The sequence below is a fragment of the Marinobacter iranensis genome, assembly GCF_029207565.1.
GTDB classification, from domain to species: Bacteria; Pseudomonadota; Gammaproteobacteria; order Pseudomonadales; family Oleiphilaceae; genus Marinobacter; species Marinobacter iranensis.
The window spans coordinates 1-14,903 of the sequence record NZ_JANCMW010000006.1; the positions used below are offsets into that span (position 1 = coordinate 1).

20 protein-coding genes and 1 pseudogene are annotated in these 14,903 nt (G+C 54.3%); 17 read left to right on the plus strand and 4 right to left on the minus strand.

The annotated features are described in order from the left end of the window. The 15 genes and pseudogenes from NLU14_RS10690 to NLU14_RS10760 all read left to right on the plus strand — a co-directional run. Positions 1-114: integrase core domain-containing protein (locus tag NLU14_RS10690; protein ID WP_275706748.1), on the plus strand; the 114-nt coding region annotated here is incomplete at its 5' end. Between the two features lie 203 nt (positions 115-317). After that, on the plus strand, positions 318-686 hold the full coding sequence (locus NLU14_RS10695; RefSeq protein WP_275706254.1) for a glyoxalase superfamily protein: 369 nt from the start codon (positions 318-320) through the stop codon (positions 684-686). A gap of 80 nt (positions 687-766) precedes the next feature. Next, a complete protein-coding gene (locus tag NLU14_RS10700; protein WP_275706256.1) occupies positions 767-1,441 on the plus strand; it encodes a DUF899 domain-containing protein in 675 nt (224 codons plus the stop codon). 110 nt (positions 1,442-1,551) lie between these two features. After that, the gene (locus NLU14_RS10705) at positions 1,552-2,118 is read left to right on the plus strand and encodes a GNAT family N-acetyltransferase (RefSeq protein WP_275706259.1); all 567 of its coding nucleotides are present in this window, start codon (positions 1,552-1,554) and stop codon (positions 2,116-2,118) included. 51 nt (positions 2,119-2,169) lie between these two features. Then, positions 2,170-2,487: an antibiotic biosynthesis monooxygenase family protein gene (locus NLU14_RS10710; protein ID WP_275706261.1), complete on the plus strand. Its 318-nt coding sequence runs from the start codon at positions 2,170-2,172 to the stop codon at positions 2,485-2,487. A 79-nt stretch (positions 2,488-2,566) separates the two neighbouring features. Next, positions 2,567-2,857 carry a nucleotidyltransferase family protein gene (locus NLU14_RS10715; RefSeq protein WP_275706263.1) on the plus strand — a complete coding sequence of 97 codons (291 nt, stop codon included), beginning with the start codon at positions 2,567-2,569 and terminating at the stop codon, positions 2,855-2,857. Continuing rightward, positions 2,850-3,218 (plus strand): HepT-like ribonuclease domain-containing protein, encoded by a 369-nt coding sequence (locus NLU14_RS10720; RefSeq protein ID WP_275706265.1) that lies wholly within the window; start codon positions 2,850-2,852, stop codon positions 3,216-3,218. Before NLU14_RS10715 ends, NLU14_RS10720 begins: the two co-directional genes overlap by 8 nt. A 168-nt stretch (positions 3,219-3,386) precedes the next feature. Further along, entirely contained in the window at positions 3,387-4,166 is a 780-nt protein-coding gene (locus NLU14_RS10725) for an aminoglycoside adenylyltransferase family protein (protein WP_275706267.1), read from the plus strand. Between the two features lie 139 nt (positions 4,167-4,305). Then, positions 4,306-4,713, plus strand: a complete 408-nt coding sequence (locus tag NLU14_RS10730; RefSeq protein ID WP_275706269.1) for an SRPBCC family protein — start codon at positions 4,306-4,308, stop codon at positions 4,711-4,713. Continuing rightward, a pseudogene (locus NLU14_RS10735) lies at positions 4,710-4,877 on the plus strand (DMT family protein); the annotation flags it as partial. The gene NLU14_RS10730 and the pseudogene NLU14_RS10735, both read left to right, overlap by 4 nt. 196 nt (positions 4,878-5,073) lie before the next feature. After that, positions 5,074-5,373, plus strand: a complete 300-nt coding sequence (locus tag NLU14_RS10740) for a helix-turn-helix domain-containing protein (RefSeq protein WP_275706271.1) — start codon at positions 5,074-5,076, stop codon at positions 5,371-5,373. A 345-nt stretch (positions 5,374-5,718) separates the two neighbouring features. Further along, on the plus strand, positions 5,719-6,111 hold the full coding sequence (locus NLU14_RS10745; protein WP_275706273.1) for a YciI family protein: 393 nt from the start codon (positions 5,719-5,721) through the stop codon (positions 6,109-6,111). Positions 6,112-6,576: 465 nt separating this feature from the next. Continuing rightward, entirely contained in the window at positions 6,577-7,947 is a 1,371-nt protein-coding gene (locus tag NLU14_RS10750; RefSeq protein WP_275706275.1) for an IPT/TIG domain-containing protein, read from the plus strand. 98 nt (positions 7,948-8,045) lie between these two features. Next, complete coding sequence (locus NLU14_RS10755; RefSeq protein ID WP_275706276.1) at positions 8,046-8,429, plus strand: hypothetical protein; 384 nt, start codon at positions 8,046-8,048, stop codon at positions 8,427-8,429. A gap of 1 nt (position 8,430) precedes the next feature. Beyond that, positions 8,431-9,129, plus strand: a complete 699-nt coding sequence (locus NLU14_RS10760; protein WP_275706278.1) for a hypothetical protein — start codon at positions 8,431-8,433, stop codon at positions 9,127-9,129. Between the two features lie 33 nt (positions 9,130-9,162). On the opposite strand, the gene NLU14_RS10765 is transcribed toward NLU14_RS10760, so the two are convergent. Next, entirely contained in the window at positions 9,163-10,209 is a 1,047-nt protein-coding gene (locus NLU14_RS10765; RefSeq protein ID WP_275706280.1) for a GlxA family transcriptional regulator, read from the minus strand. A gap of 118 nt (positions 10,210-10,327) precedes the next feature. Between NLU14_RS10765 and NLU14_RS10770 the strand changes: the two genes are divergently transcribed. After that, on the plus strand, positions 10,328-11,422 hold the full coding sequence (locus NLU14_RS10770; RefSeq protein WP_275706282.1) for a class I SAM-dependent methyltransferase: 1,095 nt from the start codon (positions 10,328-10,330) through the stop codon (positions 11,420-11,422). Positions 11,423-11,632: 210 nt separating this feature from the next. Here NLU14_RS10770 and NLU14_RS10775 read toward each other — a convergent pair whose 3' ends face one another. The 3 genes from NLU14_RS10775 to NLU14_RS10785 all read right to left on the minus strand — a co-directional run bounded on the left by NLU14_RS10775 (position 11,633) and on the right by NLU14_RS10785 (position 14,054). Continuing rightward, a complete protein-coding gene (locus NLU14_RS10775) occupies positions 11,633-12,547 on the minus strand; it encodes a nucleotidyl transferase AbiEii/AbiGii toxin family protein (RefSeq protein ID WP_275706284.1) in 915 nt (304 codons plus the stop codon). Further along, positions 12,537-12,947, minus strand: a complete 411-nt coding sequence (locus NLU14_RS10780) for a DUF6088 family protein (RefSeq protein WP_275706286.1) — start codon at positions 12,945-12,947, stop codon at positions 12,537-12,539. Before NLU14_RS10780 ends, NLU14_RS10775 begins: the two co-directional genes overlap by 11 nt. Before the next feature lie 168 nt (positions 12,948-13,115). Then, on the minus strand, positions 13,116-14,054 hold the full coding sequence (locus NLU14_RS10785; RefSeq protein ID WP_275706288.1) for a carbon-nitrogen hydrolase family protein: 939 nt from the start codon (positions 14,052-14,054) through the stop codon (positions 13,116-13,118). 144 nt (positions 14,055-14,198) lie between these two features. Here NLU14_RS10785 and NLU14_RS10790 point away from each other — a divergent pair, with 144 nt between their 5' ends. Then, positions 14,199-14,873 carry a winged helix-turn-helix transcriptional regulator gene (locus NLU14_RS10790; protein ID WP_275706290.1) on the plus strand — a complete coding sequence of 225 codons (675 nt, stop codon included), beginning with the start codon at positions 14,199-14,201 and terminating at the stop codon, positions 14,871-14,873. Positions 14,874-14,903: the final 30 nt, after the last annotated feature.

Consider the following 14,903-nt stretch of genomic DNA (forward strand, 5'->3'; position numbering starts at 1 on the left):
ACCGAAGAAGTCCAGGATTATGCCACCCGCTGGCTCTGGCACTACAATCACGAACGACCCAATATGGGACTCGGAGGGATTACCCCTCAACAGAAGTTGGCCATGATGGCCTGAGGTCTACTTTTGAACCCCGTTAAAAATGGGGGGATTACCGCTTCTGCTTGTGTGGCGGAGAAAGTGGGGTTCAGAATTGATACCCATACCAAATACCGTGGCTGGGATGTTCGTATCTACCGCAAACGCCGTATGGTGAAGGCGGCAGCCACTTAGCCTTTGGCAAACGCTCCGGTCACATAACTTGCTAATGGAGAGCATGGATGCAATTTCAAACAATCCCGATTATCCGAATTTTTGATGAGGCAAAGGCCAAGGAGTTCTATCTGGAGTTCCTCGGTATGTCGGTGGACTGGGAGCACCGCTTCGGGGAAGACTTTCCCATCTATATGCAGGTTTCCAGAGGTGACCTCGTCTTCCACCTCAGCGAGCATTCAGGGGACTGCACACCTGGCTCCAAAACGTTCGTGAATACGGATGATCTCGAGGGCCTTTACGATGAAGTAACCTCGCGTGGCTACCGCTACAGTCGCCCGGAAATTACTACAGCCCCATGGGGCGACAGAATATTCGAGGTGGTAGACCCGTTTTCAAACAGGATTCTGTTCAATGAGCGCACCTCTACCACATAACGATGACGCACCTGGAGTGGTCGAAATCGATCTTCCCCATTCGACTAGGAAGTACATCTTGAACTAACGAGGACTAGATCATGACAGCAAGTAAAATTGCACTTCCAAAAGTCGTATCGCATGAAGAGTGGCAAAAGTCGCGCCAGGAGCTACTCGCCAAAGAAAAGAAACTGACGCGAGCGCTGGATGCGCTGGCCGCTGAGCGCCGCAGACTACCGATGGTACCTGTCGAAGACGATTACGCCTTCACCGGACCCGAGGGTGAGGCATCACTGATTGACCTGTTCCATGGGCGCCGGCAACTGATCGTCTATTGCGCAATGCTGGAGCCCGGTGCGGCGCCCTGCATGGGCTGCTCAATGGTTATGGACAATGTTGGCCACAATCTTTCACACGTCAATGCCAGAGATACCACCTTCGTGTTCACATCACCGGCACCGCAGAACGAGATTATTGCCCTGCAAAAACGGATGGGCTGGAACGCTCCCTGGTACACGGATCACGGTCGCCGCTTCGCCGACGCCTTCGATGCGGGGAAGGGGTTTGCCGTCAACGTGTTCATTCGTGATGATGAGGATCGCATATACCGCACATACTTCACCACCGATCGCGGCGGCGAGCTGTTCGACACCAATTTTAGACTGCTCGACCTCACACCATACGGGCGGCAGGAAGGATGGGAAGACTCTCCCGAAGGCTGGCCGCAAACCCCTCCGTATGAGTGGTGGCGTTTGCACGACGAATACGGCACTTAGCCGAGCTTGAGAGCTTATGCAGAAGAAACCTCCACGACGGACAAACAAATAGTATGGTGAAGGCGGTAGCCACATAGCCTTTGGCAGCCTTAAGGGAGTGAGCGTGTACGATGGAATTGGTAACGAGAAGGTTCATTCTTCGCGATTTCGAGGATGGGGATACTGCCGCATTCGAGGCGTACCACAACGATCCGCGCTCTCAGGAATTCTATGGTTCCGAGCAAGCCAATCCCGAGCATGCTCGCGAGCTCATTGGCCTGTTCAAGGCATGGGCGGCTGAGCAGCCACGGCTGAACTATCAACTCGCCATTATTTTACGGGGCTCTCCCCAGGTACTTGTTGGCTGTTGTGGGCTGCGATGTGCGAATGCGGAAGCAGGGACAGCGGAATTGGGAATCGAACTGGCGCCGGAATACTGGGGGCGATACGCCTACGCGGTGGAGGTAATGCAAGCCTTGGCCATGTTCGGCTTTGATACCCTGGAGCTGCATACCATTTATGGTGGCACTGTCAGTGCGAACTCCCGTATAGCGAGGCTGGTAGAAGCGCTTGGCGCCACGGCCATCACACGACCGGCTCCCGACTGGATGTCTAACAAAGGCTGGACCCAGGTTGAATGGCGGATGACCAGACAACAGTGGATTGAACGCGCGCGCACCGGCCGTATTACTTGCTAAGGAGAGCATGGATGCAATTTCAAACAATCCCTATTATCCCTGGAGTGACCAATGTCTGACATCGCCAATACCCCCAAAGCTCCCTATTACGCCGTTATCTTTAGCAGCCACCGCACAGACGGCGACAACGGCTATGCCGAAATGGCTGAGCGAATGGCTGAATTAGCGGCCCAGCAACCAGGCTACCTGGGCATGGAGTCTGCCAGGGAGGGCCTGGGCATTACGGTGTCCTACTGGGAAAGCCTTGAGGCCATCCGCAACTGGAAGCAGAACGCGGAGCATCAGGAAGCCCAACGGCTTGGCCATCAGCAATGGTATTCCAGTTTTCGGGTTCGGATTGCGAAGGTGGAGCGGGAGTACGGCATTTAAGCCGACCGTACCTTAGGAGCGGCTTTTTGATAGACTGGCAAACAGGACACCGTTGGAAATGCGCACCGGAGGTTGAACGATGGACAGAAAGCGAGCTCTTGAATTGCTCACTCACAGCAAGCCTGATCTGGAGGCCCGTTTTGGCGTAACCCAGTTGGCGCTGTTTGGCTCCACCGCCCGCGATACAGCAACTAGCAACAGCGACATTGATGTGCTGGTGGCCTTCGACGGCCCGGCTACCTCTAAGCGTTATTTTGGCGTGCAATTCTATCTGGAAGATCTGCTCGGCTGCCCTGTCGACCTGGTTACCGAAAAAGCCTTACGCCCAGAGCTACGTCCGTACGTTGAAAGGGAGCAAGTACGTGTCTGATAACTTCCAGCGTGAATGGCATTTCTACCTGAGCGATATGATCGAATTTGCCGAAAAGGTGCTGACTTACACCAAAGGGCTCGATCAAGCCGGGTTCGTGGAAAACGAACTGACCTATGACGCCACACTTCGAAACCTGGAACTGATCGGAGAAGCTGCCACACACATCCCTAGCGAAGTACGGAATGCCCACCCGGAAATACCGTGGCGAATGATTATTGCGACCAGAAATCGTCTGATTCATGGTTATCTTGGTATCGATGACGACACGCTCTGGAGCATCATCCAGGACGACGTTCCCGAGTTACTTCCCCTGCTTGGGGCATTAAGAGCTGAAGCAGCAAAGCCCGGGAAAGGTTGATTTTATCCATCAATTTCCAGTTCGCATTTGGCGTGGACTGCGTAATGGGCCCCCATTTACCTCGTGGATGGAAATCTAGCTGAACAACAGCAGTGAAATCGGGACAGGTTTATTTTCTTACCGCATCAAAAAAATCGCACGATTGTCGAAAACCGCGGTGCCCAGAATATGGTAAACCCGGAGATACCAAACGAAGTAAAACAAGCACTGTCACTCGTTGAACTTGTGCTTGATGACTCGATCGTCGGTATTTATCTCTTCGGCTCTGCTGTCGTTGGTGGTTTAAAGCGTGACAGCGACTTAGATATGTTGGTTGCCGTTTCTGACCCTCCTACCTTTGAGCAAAGGAAGTCCCTTGTTGCTCAGTTGATGAGCGTATCCGGCGCGATTGGAAACTCAAAAGCCATCAGGCCGTTAGAGCTGACGGTGATAACGGTCTCTGATGTTGTTCCCTGGCAATTTCCGCCCCGCGCTGAGTTCGTATACGGTGAGTGGTTACGAGAGCAATTTGAGGCCGGTAGCGTCCCGGAGCCAGTCTGCGATCCTGATCTTGCAATTGTTCTGAAACAGGTGATCGATCACAGCCTGCCGCTGTATGGAAGCGATGCTGCTGAACTTTTCGAGCCAGTGCCAGTAGCGGATCTTCGACGGGCCATCAGTGATTCTTTGCCGAGCCTTCTGGCAGGGGCCGCAGGTGATGAACGTAATGTCGTTTTGACCTTATCACGTATGTGGCTGACGACTGCCACTGGCGATATCGCCCCAAAAGATGCTGGGGCGGAGTGGGCGGAAAAGCAAGTACCTACTGACCACGCAAGGCTATTGAAGTATGCGCGAGAAGGTTACCTGGGAATAATTGAGGATCGATGGGAGGAGAAGCAGGAGGGTTTCGAAGCGCTTGTTTCCTATATGAAAAACTCAATTAAGGAGTGCCTTGATGCTCCGTAGGAAGTACGGCATTTAAGCCATCTTACCGCATCGAAAAAACCGCACGATTGTCGAAATCCGCGGTGCCCAATCGACTATTGGTAAACAGCAGTTAGTGCCCACTGCGGTAAGTCCATTGCCAACCACGAGGAGTCACCCGATGAACATCACCGTTGAAACTGTCGTCAACGCCCCCGTCGAAAAAGTCTGGAGTGCCTACACAACGCCGAACGATATCAAGCAGTGGAATGCCGCGTCGGAAGACTGGCACACAACCGAATCCACTGTCGAGTTGCGCGTAGGCGGGGCATTCTCATCACGCATGGAAGCCAAAGACGGCAGCTTCGGCTTCGACTTTTCCGGAACCTACACTAAGATCGTTCCTAACGAGCTGATTGAGTATTCGTTTGGAGACCGCTCTGCTTTGGTCGAGTTTGTCTCTGGCGCAACCGGTGTCACTGTGCGTGTCACGTTCGAGGCTGAATCCGAGAATTCTGTGGAAGATCAGCGCCAGGGATGGCAAGCCATCCTGGATAATTTTGCCAGGTACGTTGAAGCTCGCCAGTAAAACGTTTGGGGCAACTGAAGATCCTTCAGGAGATCATTACGCTCAGCGTGGTTGTGCTTTTCGCCATACTTTATATGAAGGAATCGCTGAGACTGGATTATCTGTGGGCGGGCCTCTGCATGGTGGGGGCGGCGTATTTCATCTTCCGTGGGGAAGTTGCATAGCAAGGCTGGGCATGGAATTCGCCCAGGCGGATACACATTAGTGAAATTATATTTTTTCCTAAACCGTTTTAAGAGAAATTATAGTTTCAATAAAGGTAGAATCCTGTCGCTACTAGCGCTAATTCCTTGAAAAGGACATTAAGAGAAGTCATAATTTCTCTTAACCGCATTTATGCGAAACTATAGTTGCATTAATATGAAACGCCGATACCCGATATCCGTTCAAAAAGCGCTGAAAAAGCTCGGCGCTGATTTACGGATGGCCAGAAAGCGACGCCCCATAAAAGCCGCCACCATGGCTGAGCGCATGGGGGTCAGCGCGCCCACTCTTAGAAAAATTGAAAATGGCGACCCTACCGTGCAGTTAGGACACCTCGCTCAAGCCCTTTTCGTTTTACAGATGCTTGACGGCCTGTCCGATCTTGCCGCTACTGAAAACGATGAAATAGGCCTAATGTTAGAGGAGGAACGGCTGCCACAGCGCGTCAGGTATTAAGGGGCCCTCAATTCCCGCACGATAAACCTATATTCAATGCCTTCAGCGACTCTGCACCGGATCGCTGGGGGCGTTACCTCGTCGTGCGCCAGGAGAAGCATCAGTACATGGAGACCGACTTTGAGCATGCCGACATGGATCTGGCGCTCAAGTTTGGCAAACCGGTCAAAGGAACGTCGCGCTAACGCCGGGTCAGAGCTTGGCAGCACCTCCAGGAAGCCCAGCGGCTTGGCCATCTTTCCGCATCGAAAAAAATCGCACGATTGTCGAAAATCGCGGTGCCCGATCGACTACCCAATGAGTCTATCGAAGATTTTTTATGAAACAACGATCGGGAGAAACACCATGAAATACATGCTGCTGGCCTACGGAAACGAAGAAAAGTTCAACCAGATGAGCAAAGACGAGCTGGCCGAGATTGGGGAGAAGTGCAAACGCTTCGACGCCGAGATGCAGGCGGCTGGCGAGGTCACATGGGGCGGAAGCCTGAGCTGGGGCTCGAAGGCGATGCGCCTCAAGGACGGCAAACTGACGGTTACCGACGGGCCGTTCGTGGAAACCAAGGAGGTTGTGGGCGGCGTGGTGATCATCGAAGCGCCGGACTTCGACGCTGCGGTGAGGCTCGCCTCGCTACACCCGGCAGCGCGCATGGGCGAGGAACTGGGCTGGGGCATCGAACTCCGCCCGATGGACTACTGCCCTGCGATCCGCGAGGCGGAGGCCGCGCGCGGCGAGTAGGCCTAGCTTCGGACTCGACGAAAACCCGAAAACCGGGACAAAGCCGGGAATATCCAGAAGTTCAAGATGGGGGAGAACAACCGCTGCCTTCACCCTTGACGTGTTGCCAGATTAATTACATTCAATTAATCTTTTCATCTTCAAACGACTGGCACTCCATCAAAGGGATATTGATAAATGGCTCCTCTCAGATACTTACGCTGTTTTTTGGCGTTCTTTGCTTTTGTGGTCCTGGCGGGGTGTGGAGGTGGCGGAAGTGATGGCACTTCTGATCCTTCAGATATAGGGTCCGAATTTTCGGTTTCCCCAGCATCACTCACCTTTTCCGCCAGAATTGATCAGGAAGCCCCGCCCTCCAGACAGATTATAATCACTGCCCGTGAAGCCCAGACTGAAACTCCCGATACCGTTTACACAGATGACGTAATAGACTCTGCCGATACGACTTTCCCCAGCGACAACACCATGAATATTGAGGTAACGGTCAAGGCGCCCTACTTTCTTGATGTTGGGGTTCATACAAGCTACCTGGCCGTGGAGAATTCCGGCAAACGCATTACCATTCCCATCACTTACACCATCTCTGACCTGCCATTGCCAGACCCTGAAATCACCTATGTATCGCCCTATGTCGCCCGGGAGGGCGTTGCGTCAGATGTTGCGCTTCGCGGTCATGGCTTCGACCAGTTGGACGCCGGCACTCTACCCGCGATCCATGTCGGCAGCGCACCTGCCACCAATGTCGAGATCATCAGCGATTCCCATATAAGCATGACCGTCCCAGGCTTGAGTGAGGGTATTCACCCGGTGACTCTGTCAGGAAAACTTTCAGGATCTGACGTGGATTTCCCGGGCACGGTGGATCTGCACGTGATCCCGGACCAGACATTCCAGTCAGTCGACATCGCTTCTGCCGGTGAAAAAAGCCGGATCATCTTTGACAACCAACGCAGCGCGCTCTACGTGGTCAACCCTACCGTCGGTGTTCTTGAGCGGTACAGGTTTGATTCCGGAACAAATTGGGAGTTCGATCAGCTCTACCTTGCCGGTGTAAGCGATGCCGCTCTGGCGCCGGATGGTAGGACTCTGGTGCTGGTAGACGGGATACGGTTCTATGAAGTCGAGCTCGGTACCAACTCAATGACCCTGGGCGACCAGGGTGATGTTGAACTGGGAATCGATTACTCGCTCGACCACGTCGAGGCGGGGAGCAACGGAGTTATCTATGGCGTTTCCAATGATCAGCGGTCGCCAATTTTTACCTATGATCTCGACTCCGGAAAAACGGGCACGCTGCAGTTCCGTACCAGCCAGGGTACGCTCGTGAACTATTCCTCCTTCCAGCCAAACCTGTTTTCTTCACCGAACGGAATCGAGATTTTCCTGGGGGAGCGCAATATTACTACCAGCAGACTTTACAGGCTCACTACTGGCGAAAACATTCCTTCTGAAACCGGTCTCATTCGGGGGACTATCGGTTTTCGGAGCGCCACATTCTCACCCGATGGATCGCTGATCCTGATCAATGGGGAGGAGCTCTACGATGAAAACCTGGATCTGTTGAGCTCTTTACCTCTGTCCCATACCAGTTCCACCTTTTCTCCGGATGGCTCAATCGCCTACACGTTTACCCGGTTCAATGGCACGGAATCATACCTGTTAAGTAAGTACGACCTGTCTGACCCGGCAGCTCCACAGCAGATCGGCGAAACCATAAGTCTGGCTGATGGGCCCAGGGGTGCATTGGGCCTGGCGATATCGAATGACGGCAACACCCTGTTCCTTGCAGGCGATGAGAAGGTACTGATTGTTGATCTGACCAGCCTCACATTCTGAGCATCAACTGCTTTCAAAACGTTACAATTTTCTTGAAATGAACAGAATTTAATTATCTATACTCTGAACTTCTTCAACATAAGTCACGGATTTAAAGCATGTTTAATTCTTCAGTCAGAATATCTTCTCTCCTCGCCGCCGCCCTTCTTGTGGGTTGCTCAGCCACCGTTGGTAACCGTGCCGATTTCGAGCAGGTCGAGTTTGCGATTGGTGAAACAAGCAAGCAGGACGTTGCCCAAGCGCTGGGGCTACCGGCGGAGGTCAAAAATGAGTCCGGTATGTTGTTGTGGGGCTATACCGCCTCTCCCCGCCTGTCCGGGTTTATCATTCCGGTCCCTGTCGATGCGACCTCCGTCAACATGCAGCATGTCACTATCGATGAGGTTGCGGGAGAAGAATTCGAGAATGCGGCCATGGTTTATGGCTTCGATGAAAGCGGTGTTTTACGGCAGGTTTTAGATCAACGAAAAGGTGAAGAATAAGATGCTGAGACTGTTAACGGTAGTTTTCTCTCTGGTAGTTTTGTCCGGTTGCGCGACACCGTCTCTGACCCCCGATATCGCAAGTGGGATTGAGAACGGGAAGCTGGCGACAGCAGCTTACGTCGTTGACAAAAAGGTCACTTATAACGAGATGGTATACAAAGTCCTCTGGAACGAAACGCGCACGCAGGAAGCCGTATTCGAAGGCTTCTGGGACATAGACCAGGAGTATACAGACAAGCTGACGGCGGCCGCTTCAAGCCAGAACCTAAATGCCGAACCCGCTGCTTCAGTTGTTTCCCCGGAATCCTATGAAGAATTTGAGAAAAGCGTATTCAAGTCTCCGCAACTGGATTCCGAGGGAGCACCAGTGGGCCTTAACCTGACCGAGAAGTTTCGGACTGAGCTCACCCAGGCGGGCTATGAGTACCTGATGGCGCTCAGGTCATCTGGCATCTTTGTCCAGTCAAATGCGATAACAGACACCGCAATCTTGACAATCCCATCGGCCATTTTTGTGGTGGATCTTTCCGAAGATAAGATTGTACACGTCAGCGATTTTCCCATTCAGGGGTTTCCAGAATTCGAGGAGTCGGTCAGGGAGCTTGAAGACAACGGCCTCATCCTGATTCGAGAAGCAACTAAAGAGAGACTTGATGAAGGGTTGCAGGCACATCTGGAATCGATGTTCGCAGAGTAGCAGAAATCAGGAGGCCCAGAGCCTTGGCCATCGTCATCGGTTCAGCGGTACACCATCAGGAGTGATGCTTTGCAAGGTTCGACGCAGGGCACCGAACCGGCGCCGGTACTGGCCTGGGGTCAGACCCACCTCCCGCCGAAACAGGCGGGAGAAAAAGCTCATATCCTCATATCCCACTTCCCCGGCAATGGCTTCGATGGACGTATCTGTTGACTCCAGTAGCTGTTTGGCTTCTTCCAGGCGCAAGGTGTGCACGTACTGAATGGGTGTCATGCCGGTAGCTTTCTGAAAGCGGCGTTTGAATGAGCGTTCGGACAGACCACTCATCTGCATCATCGCAGCAACGGGGCAGTGGGTATCGTAATGCTCCGCCACCCAGGACTGACACTCACCGATGATGGGGTCGTCGGACTGTCGGGTGCGGGCCAACAGTGCATAGGGTTGTTGGCCGGCACTGTGCCAGTCGATCAGGTATATTTTGGCCACTTCCTGTGCCTGGCGCAGCCCCAGAGTGCGCGCAATCAGGTACAGGGCCAGATCCTGCCAGGAGGTGCCGCCGCCAGCCATCACCAGCCGGTGCTCGCGGCCACTGACCACCAGGGAACGCTTGGGGTGAACACGAACGGACGGGTAGCGTTCGCGCATAACATCGCAGTAGCCCCAGTGACTGGTGGCATCCATATTGTTCAGAAGACCGGCCTCCGCCAGCAGCAGGGTGCCTGAACACGCGGCAGCCAGCAGTGTTCCTTTTTCATAACAGGCTTGCAGCCAGGCCAGCTCCTGCTCGAACCGCCCCGCTACAGGCTCATCTGGAGCGATAAACAGGTCCGGCAGGCAAATAATATCCAGTGGTTGCTCCGCATTGATTTTCGCTTCGACTTCCACCCTGATGCCGTTGCAGATGGTCGCAAAGCCGGTTTCCCTGCCCACAAGCCGGGGCTCATAAACGCCTTCGCCAGGCACCCCATGCTGCAGCAGGTGCCAGTCTCGCTGTACCGATTTGAACAGATCGTACATGCCGAAAAGCGTGCCTGAAGTGGATTCCGGCGTGACGAGCAGGGCAACGGAAATCTTGTGCATGTTCATGGGAATCTGACGGTGGCAGAAACAGCCAAATTGGGTACTTTTTGACCTTAGCACTCGGGTGGCACCAAGGCTAGCCTGAAACCTCCATTGATCCTGATTGAAGGAAGCTGCCATGAACTCGCTAGCACAACCAACCCGAAAAGCCTTTGACGAAGAACGTTTCGCACAGCACGAGGAACGCTATGTAAACGCCCTGAACGACGCCGGCATGTTGCTGATGGTGTCCATCGGTCATCGCCTGGGGCTGTTCGACGCCATGCACGGTGCCGGTCCCTTGAGCAGCTCCGCGTTAGCTCACAATACCGGTTTGCAGGAACGGTATGTGCGCGAATGGCTGGGCGCGTTGGTGGCGGGCCGTGTGATTGAGAACGATCCCGAAACAAACACCTATCAACTGCCCGATGAGTGGGCCGCTCTCCTGTCAAGCGCGGCGGAGGTAACCATGGCGGTTTACGCCCAGTTCATACCACTGCTTGGCAAGGTGGAAGACGACATACTGCACTGCTTCCGTGAGGGCGGCGGCGTGCCCTACGAACGTTACGAGCGCTTCCACGAAGTAATGGCGGAGGACAGCAGCCAGACGGTGTTGGCAGCACTGTTCGATGGCATTCTGCCCCTGGCCGAAGGCATCGAGCAACGGCTGATCCAGGGCATCCGGGTGTTGGACGTGGGGTGCGGGCGCGGCAAAGCGCTGATCGAAATGGCCACACGCTTTCCCGCCAGCACGTTCACCGGTTATGACCTGTCTGAGGAAGCCATACGATGGGCTCAAGACGAAGCACAGAAGCGGGGGCTGGAGAATATCCGTTTCGAGGTGCGTGACCTGACCGACTTCGATCAAACAGCACCAGAGGCGAGCTTTGAGTTTATCACCACTTTCGATGCCATCCATGACCAGGCCAAACCGCTGAACGTACTGAAGGGCATTCGCAAGGCGTTAACGCCAGACGGGGTCTATCTGGCCCAGGACATACGCGGCACCAGCCACCACCATAGTGATGCGGACCACCCGATGGGGGCATTTTTGTACGCGATTTCCTGCATGCACTGCATGACCGTTTCCCTGGCTCAGGGGGGCGAGGGGCTGGGAACCATGTGGGGCCGGGAGCGCGCGCTGGATTATATGCAACGTGCGGGCTTCACCAGAGTGGGCGTGCACGAACTGGAACACGACATCCAGAACGACTACTTTGTCTGTCGTCCCTGAATTTCGTTTTCCGGCGATTGAGCATCGAAAGCACATTGCTTGAGCCGAACATTGTAGCCGTCGCATTCCCGGCGGCTACGCTAATGGGCAAATGAAGAGAATGAGCTCCAATTATGCCGTCTGAGCTCTGGTGGCAGTACGCGGGATTGCCGGGCCCTTTGGCTGGGGCGGAGTGTGTTTGCTGACACGTCGGCCATATTCATTTTTTTGCTAGGCGTCCAACAGATTTGCTAGCTTCTGAAAATTATCCAGCGCCTGAGCGAAATCAATCCGCTCATCGTCAGGGGCATAGGACATAGCATCCACAAATTGCTGATACTCCTCCCGGTAGAGGGCGTCGCTCTGCATGATAGTTGACGCTTTCAGCGCGGCGTCTTTCAAAGCCATACTAACCCGACGGTTCAGCCTTTCCTGGTCGGTCGCAAAGGAGTCAAGTGTGGTAGCAACGAAGAGGGCATTGTCCTCTTCAACCATGTCTTTCAGGGCGCTTAAGTCATGAAGGTGGCGAAGCATAGCCGGGTCGTCTTTCTCGTCTTCCCTGTCCCGCTTATGAACCCGCCAGACAAGGCTACTGAACTTATCCGCCGCTATCTCTACCGGTGAGAGGCAGAGAAATCCGGTTTCGTCCGGATCATCCTTATAACGAGCAATCATGGAGGCTATGGGGCGGTGTTTGGGGTCTAGTCGAGGCTGGGTATAACTAAACTCTATCTGAAGTTCGGGTCTAATCCCTTGAGGGGTTTCAAATTCTTTGGGGTAAGCGAGTTGAATCTTGAAGCCCAGGCCGTCGACGACAATATCGCCATCTCCAAATGAGATGCCTTCAATTTCGCGCAATACACCGATAACACCTTTTCGAAAGGAACTTTTTTGCTTTTTAAGCTGACTGGCGCTATGCGTTCCTTCTATTCGCGCCCTGAAATCAAGGTCTTCGGAAAATCGTTTCAAAAGACCATGACCGTTGGAGAGGCTAGTTCCGCCAGTAAAAATGGTAGTAATGCCCTCATGGGAGTGACCAGAGAGAGCTTCCAACACCCTAACAGCGTGCCAGTCCTTTTCGATAAAGGCCGGGTCTATACCCTCTTCCCTGGATAGATATTCTGCGACATCCTTGTCAAGCGACATGCTCTAGTTTTACCGACTGTCCGTTATAGCCCATTTTGCGTGATACACGCCCTTTTACACCTATTACCCGCCCCGTCGGGACCTGCGTTGACCTGCCGCTGTTGTAGAGTTCCTTGGCGGTCGAGGCAACCACCTTCACCCCTAGCTTGTTCAACGCTTCTTCAGCCAAGGCAGGCAAGGGCTTCTTTGGTACGATCTTGCCAGAATACGGTGATCTCTCAGCTTTGGCGTATAAACCATAGCCGAACCTGATAACAATCCCATCAGCCATAAGATCACGCAACACACGACCTACCTGATCTCTTCCAGAGAGGTCAAGGAAGTCCTTCGGCGTAAAGACAGTATCCTTACTCCGGCTTAGACGGTATTTGATCTTACTTTTAAGCGTGGTCAGAGCCATCACCAACTCCACAAAAATACGACAGCCAACAATTGCAAAAATACGACACGATGTTTTAATTTACAAGAATTTATTTTATTAAAAATCATATATTTGATTAATTGTATTATTTTAATCGAAGGCATAAATTACGAAACCATCGAAATGGGAAATGTACCATTTTCCACCCTACTCATTGAAACTCACCGGCCTTTGCGGCCGGGTGTTTACCTGCAGTGAGAATATGTCCGGCCGGGCGTAGTGGCCGACGATATCCAGGCTGCGCCTTGCCGCGTTCACGTCGCTGACATTAATGTCGGCGATCAGCAGGCCGGTTTCTTTGCGCAGGGGGCCGGCGACGATTTCCCCGGCGGGCGAAATGACCACCGAATCTCCGGAGTTGATCCATTCTTCCTTGTCCGGATACAGGCGTTCGACCTCCGGGAAGTCCGCAGGCAGGTCGCTCGTGCGCAGCACATTGCCCGCGCCGAGCACCCAGCATCCCCCTTCCCTCGCAATATGCTGAAGGGTGCGAATCCAGCGGTCGCCGCTGTCGTAGGTGGGGGCGATGTAGATATCAATGCCCTGGGCGAACAACGCGTAGCGCGCCAGTGGCATGTAGTTTTCCCAGCACACCAGTGACCCGACCCGGCCAACGGGGGTATCGATGACTTTCATCCCGCTGGCATCGCCGAAACCCCATACCATGCGTTCCGGGTTGGTGGGCATGAGTTTGCGGTGGCAGTTCTGCACCGTACCCTGCGGGCTGATGGTGATTACCGAGTTATAGAGGGTGGCCCGGCTGGTGTCTTCGTCGCGCTCATCGATGCCGCACACAATGGTCACCTGCATTTCTTTGGCAACCTCCAGCAGGGGGCGCAACTGGTCAGATCCGAGCTGGACGGCGTTGCCCAGCAGGCGCCCGTGCAACTGCTCCGACAACCCCCAATCGCCGCCCGGTTTCAGCCGCCATATCCAGGCGGGATAGCCGGGGATGAAGGCTTCCGAGAAAACGATCAGCCGGGCTCCCTGGTTGGCGGCATCCTGTACCAGTTGTACCGCCCTTTCGATGGTCTTATCCCGGTCCAGAAAGACCGGTGGTTCCTGAACGATGGCGAGCCTGATCATGTTGTTCCCCTTTACCGTGGCGTCTGAAATCACTATCTCCCCGGGCAGGTGCGGGCGATAGTCCAGAAAATGGAGCGCCAGCCGTACTGAAAAGGACTAGGATGAAAAGTCGGGGCACTCACGCCGCCCATGGAGCCAACGCTCATGACCAACTATGGACAGTTCTGTACCGTTGCCCGGGGTTCGGAAATACTCGGCGAGCGATGGACACCGCTGGTGGTGCGGGAGCTGCTGTGTGGCAGCACCCATTTCAACGAGATCCGGCGGGGGTTGCCGCGAATGTCGGCAACGCTTCTGGCCCAGCGCCTGAAAAAGCTTGAGGAGGTGGGCGTGCTTCGGCGGGTGCAGGAGGGCAGCCGCCAGGAGTATGTGCTTACACCGGCGGGTGAGGAGCTGCGCCCGATCATCCTGGCCATTGGTCACTGGGGGGCACGATGGATTGGCAGCCGGTTGCAGGCAAACCAGCTGGATGCCGGCTTCCTGATGTGGGATATCCGCCGTTTCGCACACATTGACGAATTCCCCTCCGACCGCAAAGTGGTCATCCATTTTTTCCTGAATGATGCCCGGCAACGGGAACGGCATTGGTGGCTGGTGGTTGCCAACGGCGAGATCGACCTGTGCCGTGAAGACCCGGGCCACGAGCTGACCCTGGTGGTGGAGGCCAGCGTTGCCAGCCTGACCGAAATCTGGACCGGCGACAGTGACCCGGATGCCGAGCAACAGGCGCGCCGGCTGCTTGTCCGTGGCAGCAAGCGGGATTGCCGGGACCTTTGGCAGTGGCTGGGGCGGAGTGTGTTTGCTTCCAGTAAAGGTTGAAGGGGACTCGAATCTACCGCTGGCCAACGA

Coding starts and splice junctions, on each gene's coding strand:
- NLU14_RS10695 (WP_275706254.1), top strand. CDS start 318: ATGCAATTTCAAACAATCCCGATTATCCGAATTTTTGATGAGGCAAAG.
- NLU14_RS10700 (WP_275706256.1), top strand. CDS start 767: ATGACAGCAAGTAAAATTGCACTTCCAAAAGTCGTATCGCATGAAGAG.
- NLU14_RS10705 (WP_275706259.1), top strand. CDS start 1,552: ATGGAATTGGTAACGAGAAGGTTCATTCTTCGCGATTTCGAGGATGGG.
- NLU14_RS10710 (WP_275706261.1), top strand. CDS start 2,170: ATGTCTGACATCGCCAATACCCCCAAAGCTCCCTATTACGCCGTTATC.
- NLU14_RS10715 (WP_275706263.1), top strand. CDS start 2,567: ATGGACAGAAAGCGAGCTCTTGAATTGCTCACTCACAGCAAGCCTGAT.
- NLU14_RS10725 (WP_275706267.1), top strand. CDS start 3,387: ATGGTAAACCCGGAGATACCAAACGAAGTAAAACAAGCACTGTCACTC.
- NLU14_RS10730 (WP_275706269.1), top strand. CDS start 4,306: ATGAACATCACCGTTGAAACTGTCGTCAACGCCCCCGTCGAAAAAGTC.
- NLU14_RS10740 (WP_275706271.1), top strand. CDS start 5,074: ATGAAACGCCGATACCCGATATCCGTTCAAAAAGCGCTGAAAAAGCTC.
- NLU14_RS10745 (WP_275706273.1), top strand. CDS start 5,719: ATGAAATACATGCTGCTGGCCTACGGAAACGAAGAAAAGTTCAACCAG.
- NLU14_RS10750 (WP_275706275.1), top strand. CDS start 6,577: ATGAATATTGAGGTAACGGTCAAGGCGCCCTACTTTCTTGATGTTGGG.
- NLU14_RS10755 (WP_275706276.1), top strand. CDS start 8,046: ATGTTTAATTCTTCAGTCAGAATATCTTCTCTCCTCGCCGCCGCCCTT.
- NLU14_RS10760 (WP_275706278.1), top strand. CDS start 8,431: ATGCTGAGACTGTTAACGGTAGTTTTCTCTCTGGTAGTTTTGTCCGGT.
- NLU14_RS10765 (WP_275706280.1), bottom strand. CDS start 10,209: ATGCACAAGATTTCCGTTGCCCTGCTCGTCACGCCGGAATCCACTTCA.
- NLU14_RS10770 (WP_275706282.1), top strand. CDS start 10,328: ATGAACTCGCTAGCACAACCAACCCGAAAAGCCTTTGACGAAGAACGT.
- NLU14_RS10775 (WP_275706284.1), bottom strand. CDS start 12,547: ATGTCGCTTGACAAGGATGTCGCAGAATATCTATCCAGGGAAGAGGGT.
- NLU14_RS10780 (WP_275706286.1), bottom strand. CDS start 12,947: ATGGCTCTGACCACGCTTAAAAGTAAGATCAAATACCGTCTAAGCCGG.
- NLU14_RS10785 (WP_275706288.1), bottom strand. CDS start 14,054: ATGATCAGGCTCGCCATCGTTCAGGAACCACCGGTCTTTCTGGACCGG.
- NLU14_RS10790 (WP_275706290.1), top strand. CDS start 14,199: ATGACCAACTATGGACAGTTCTGTACCGTTGCCCGGGGTTCGGAAATA.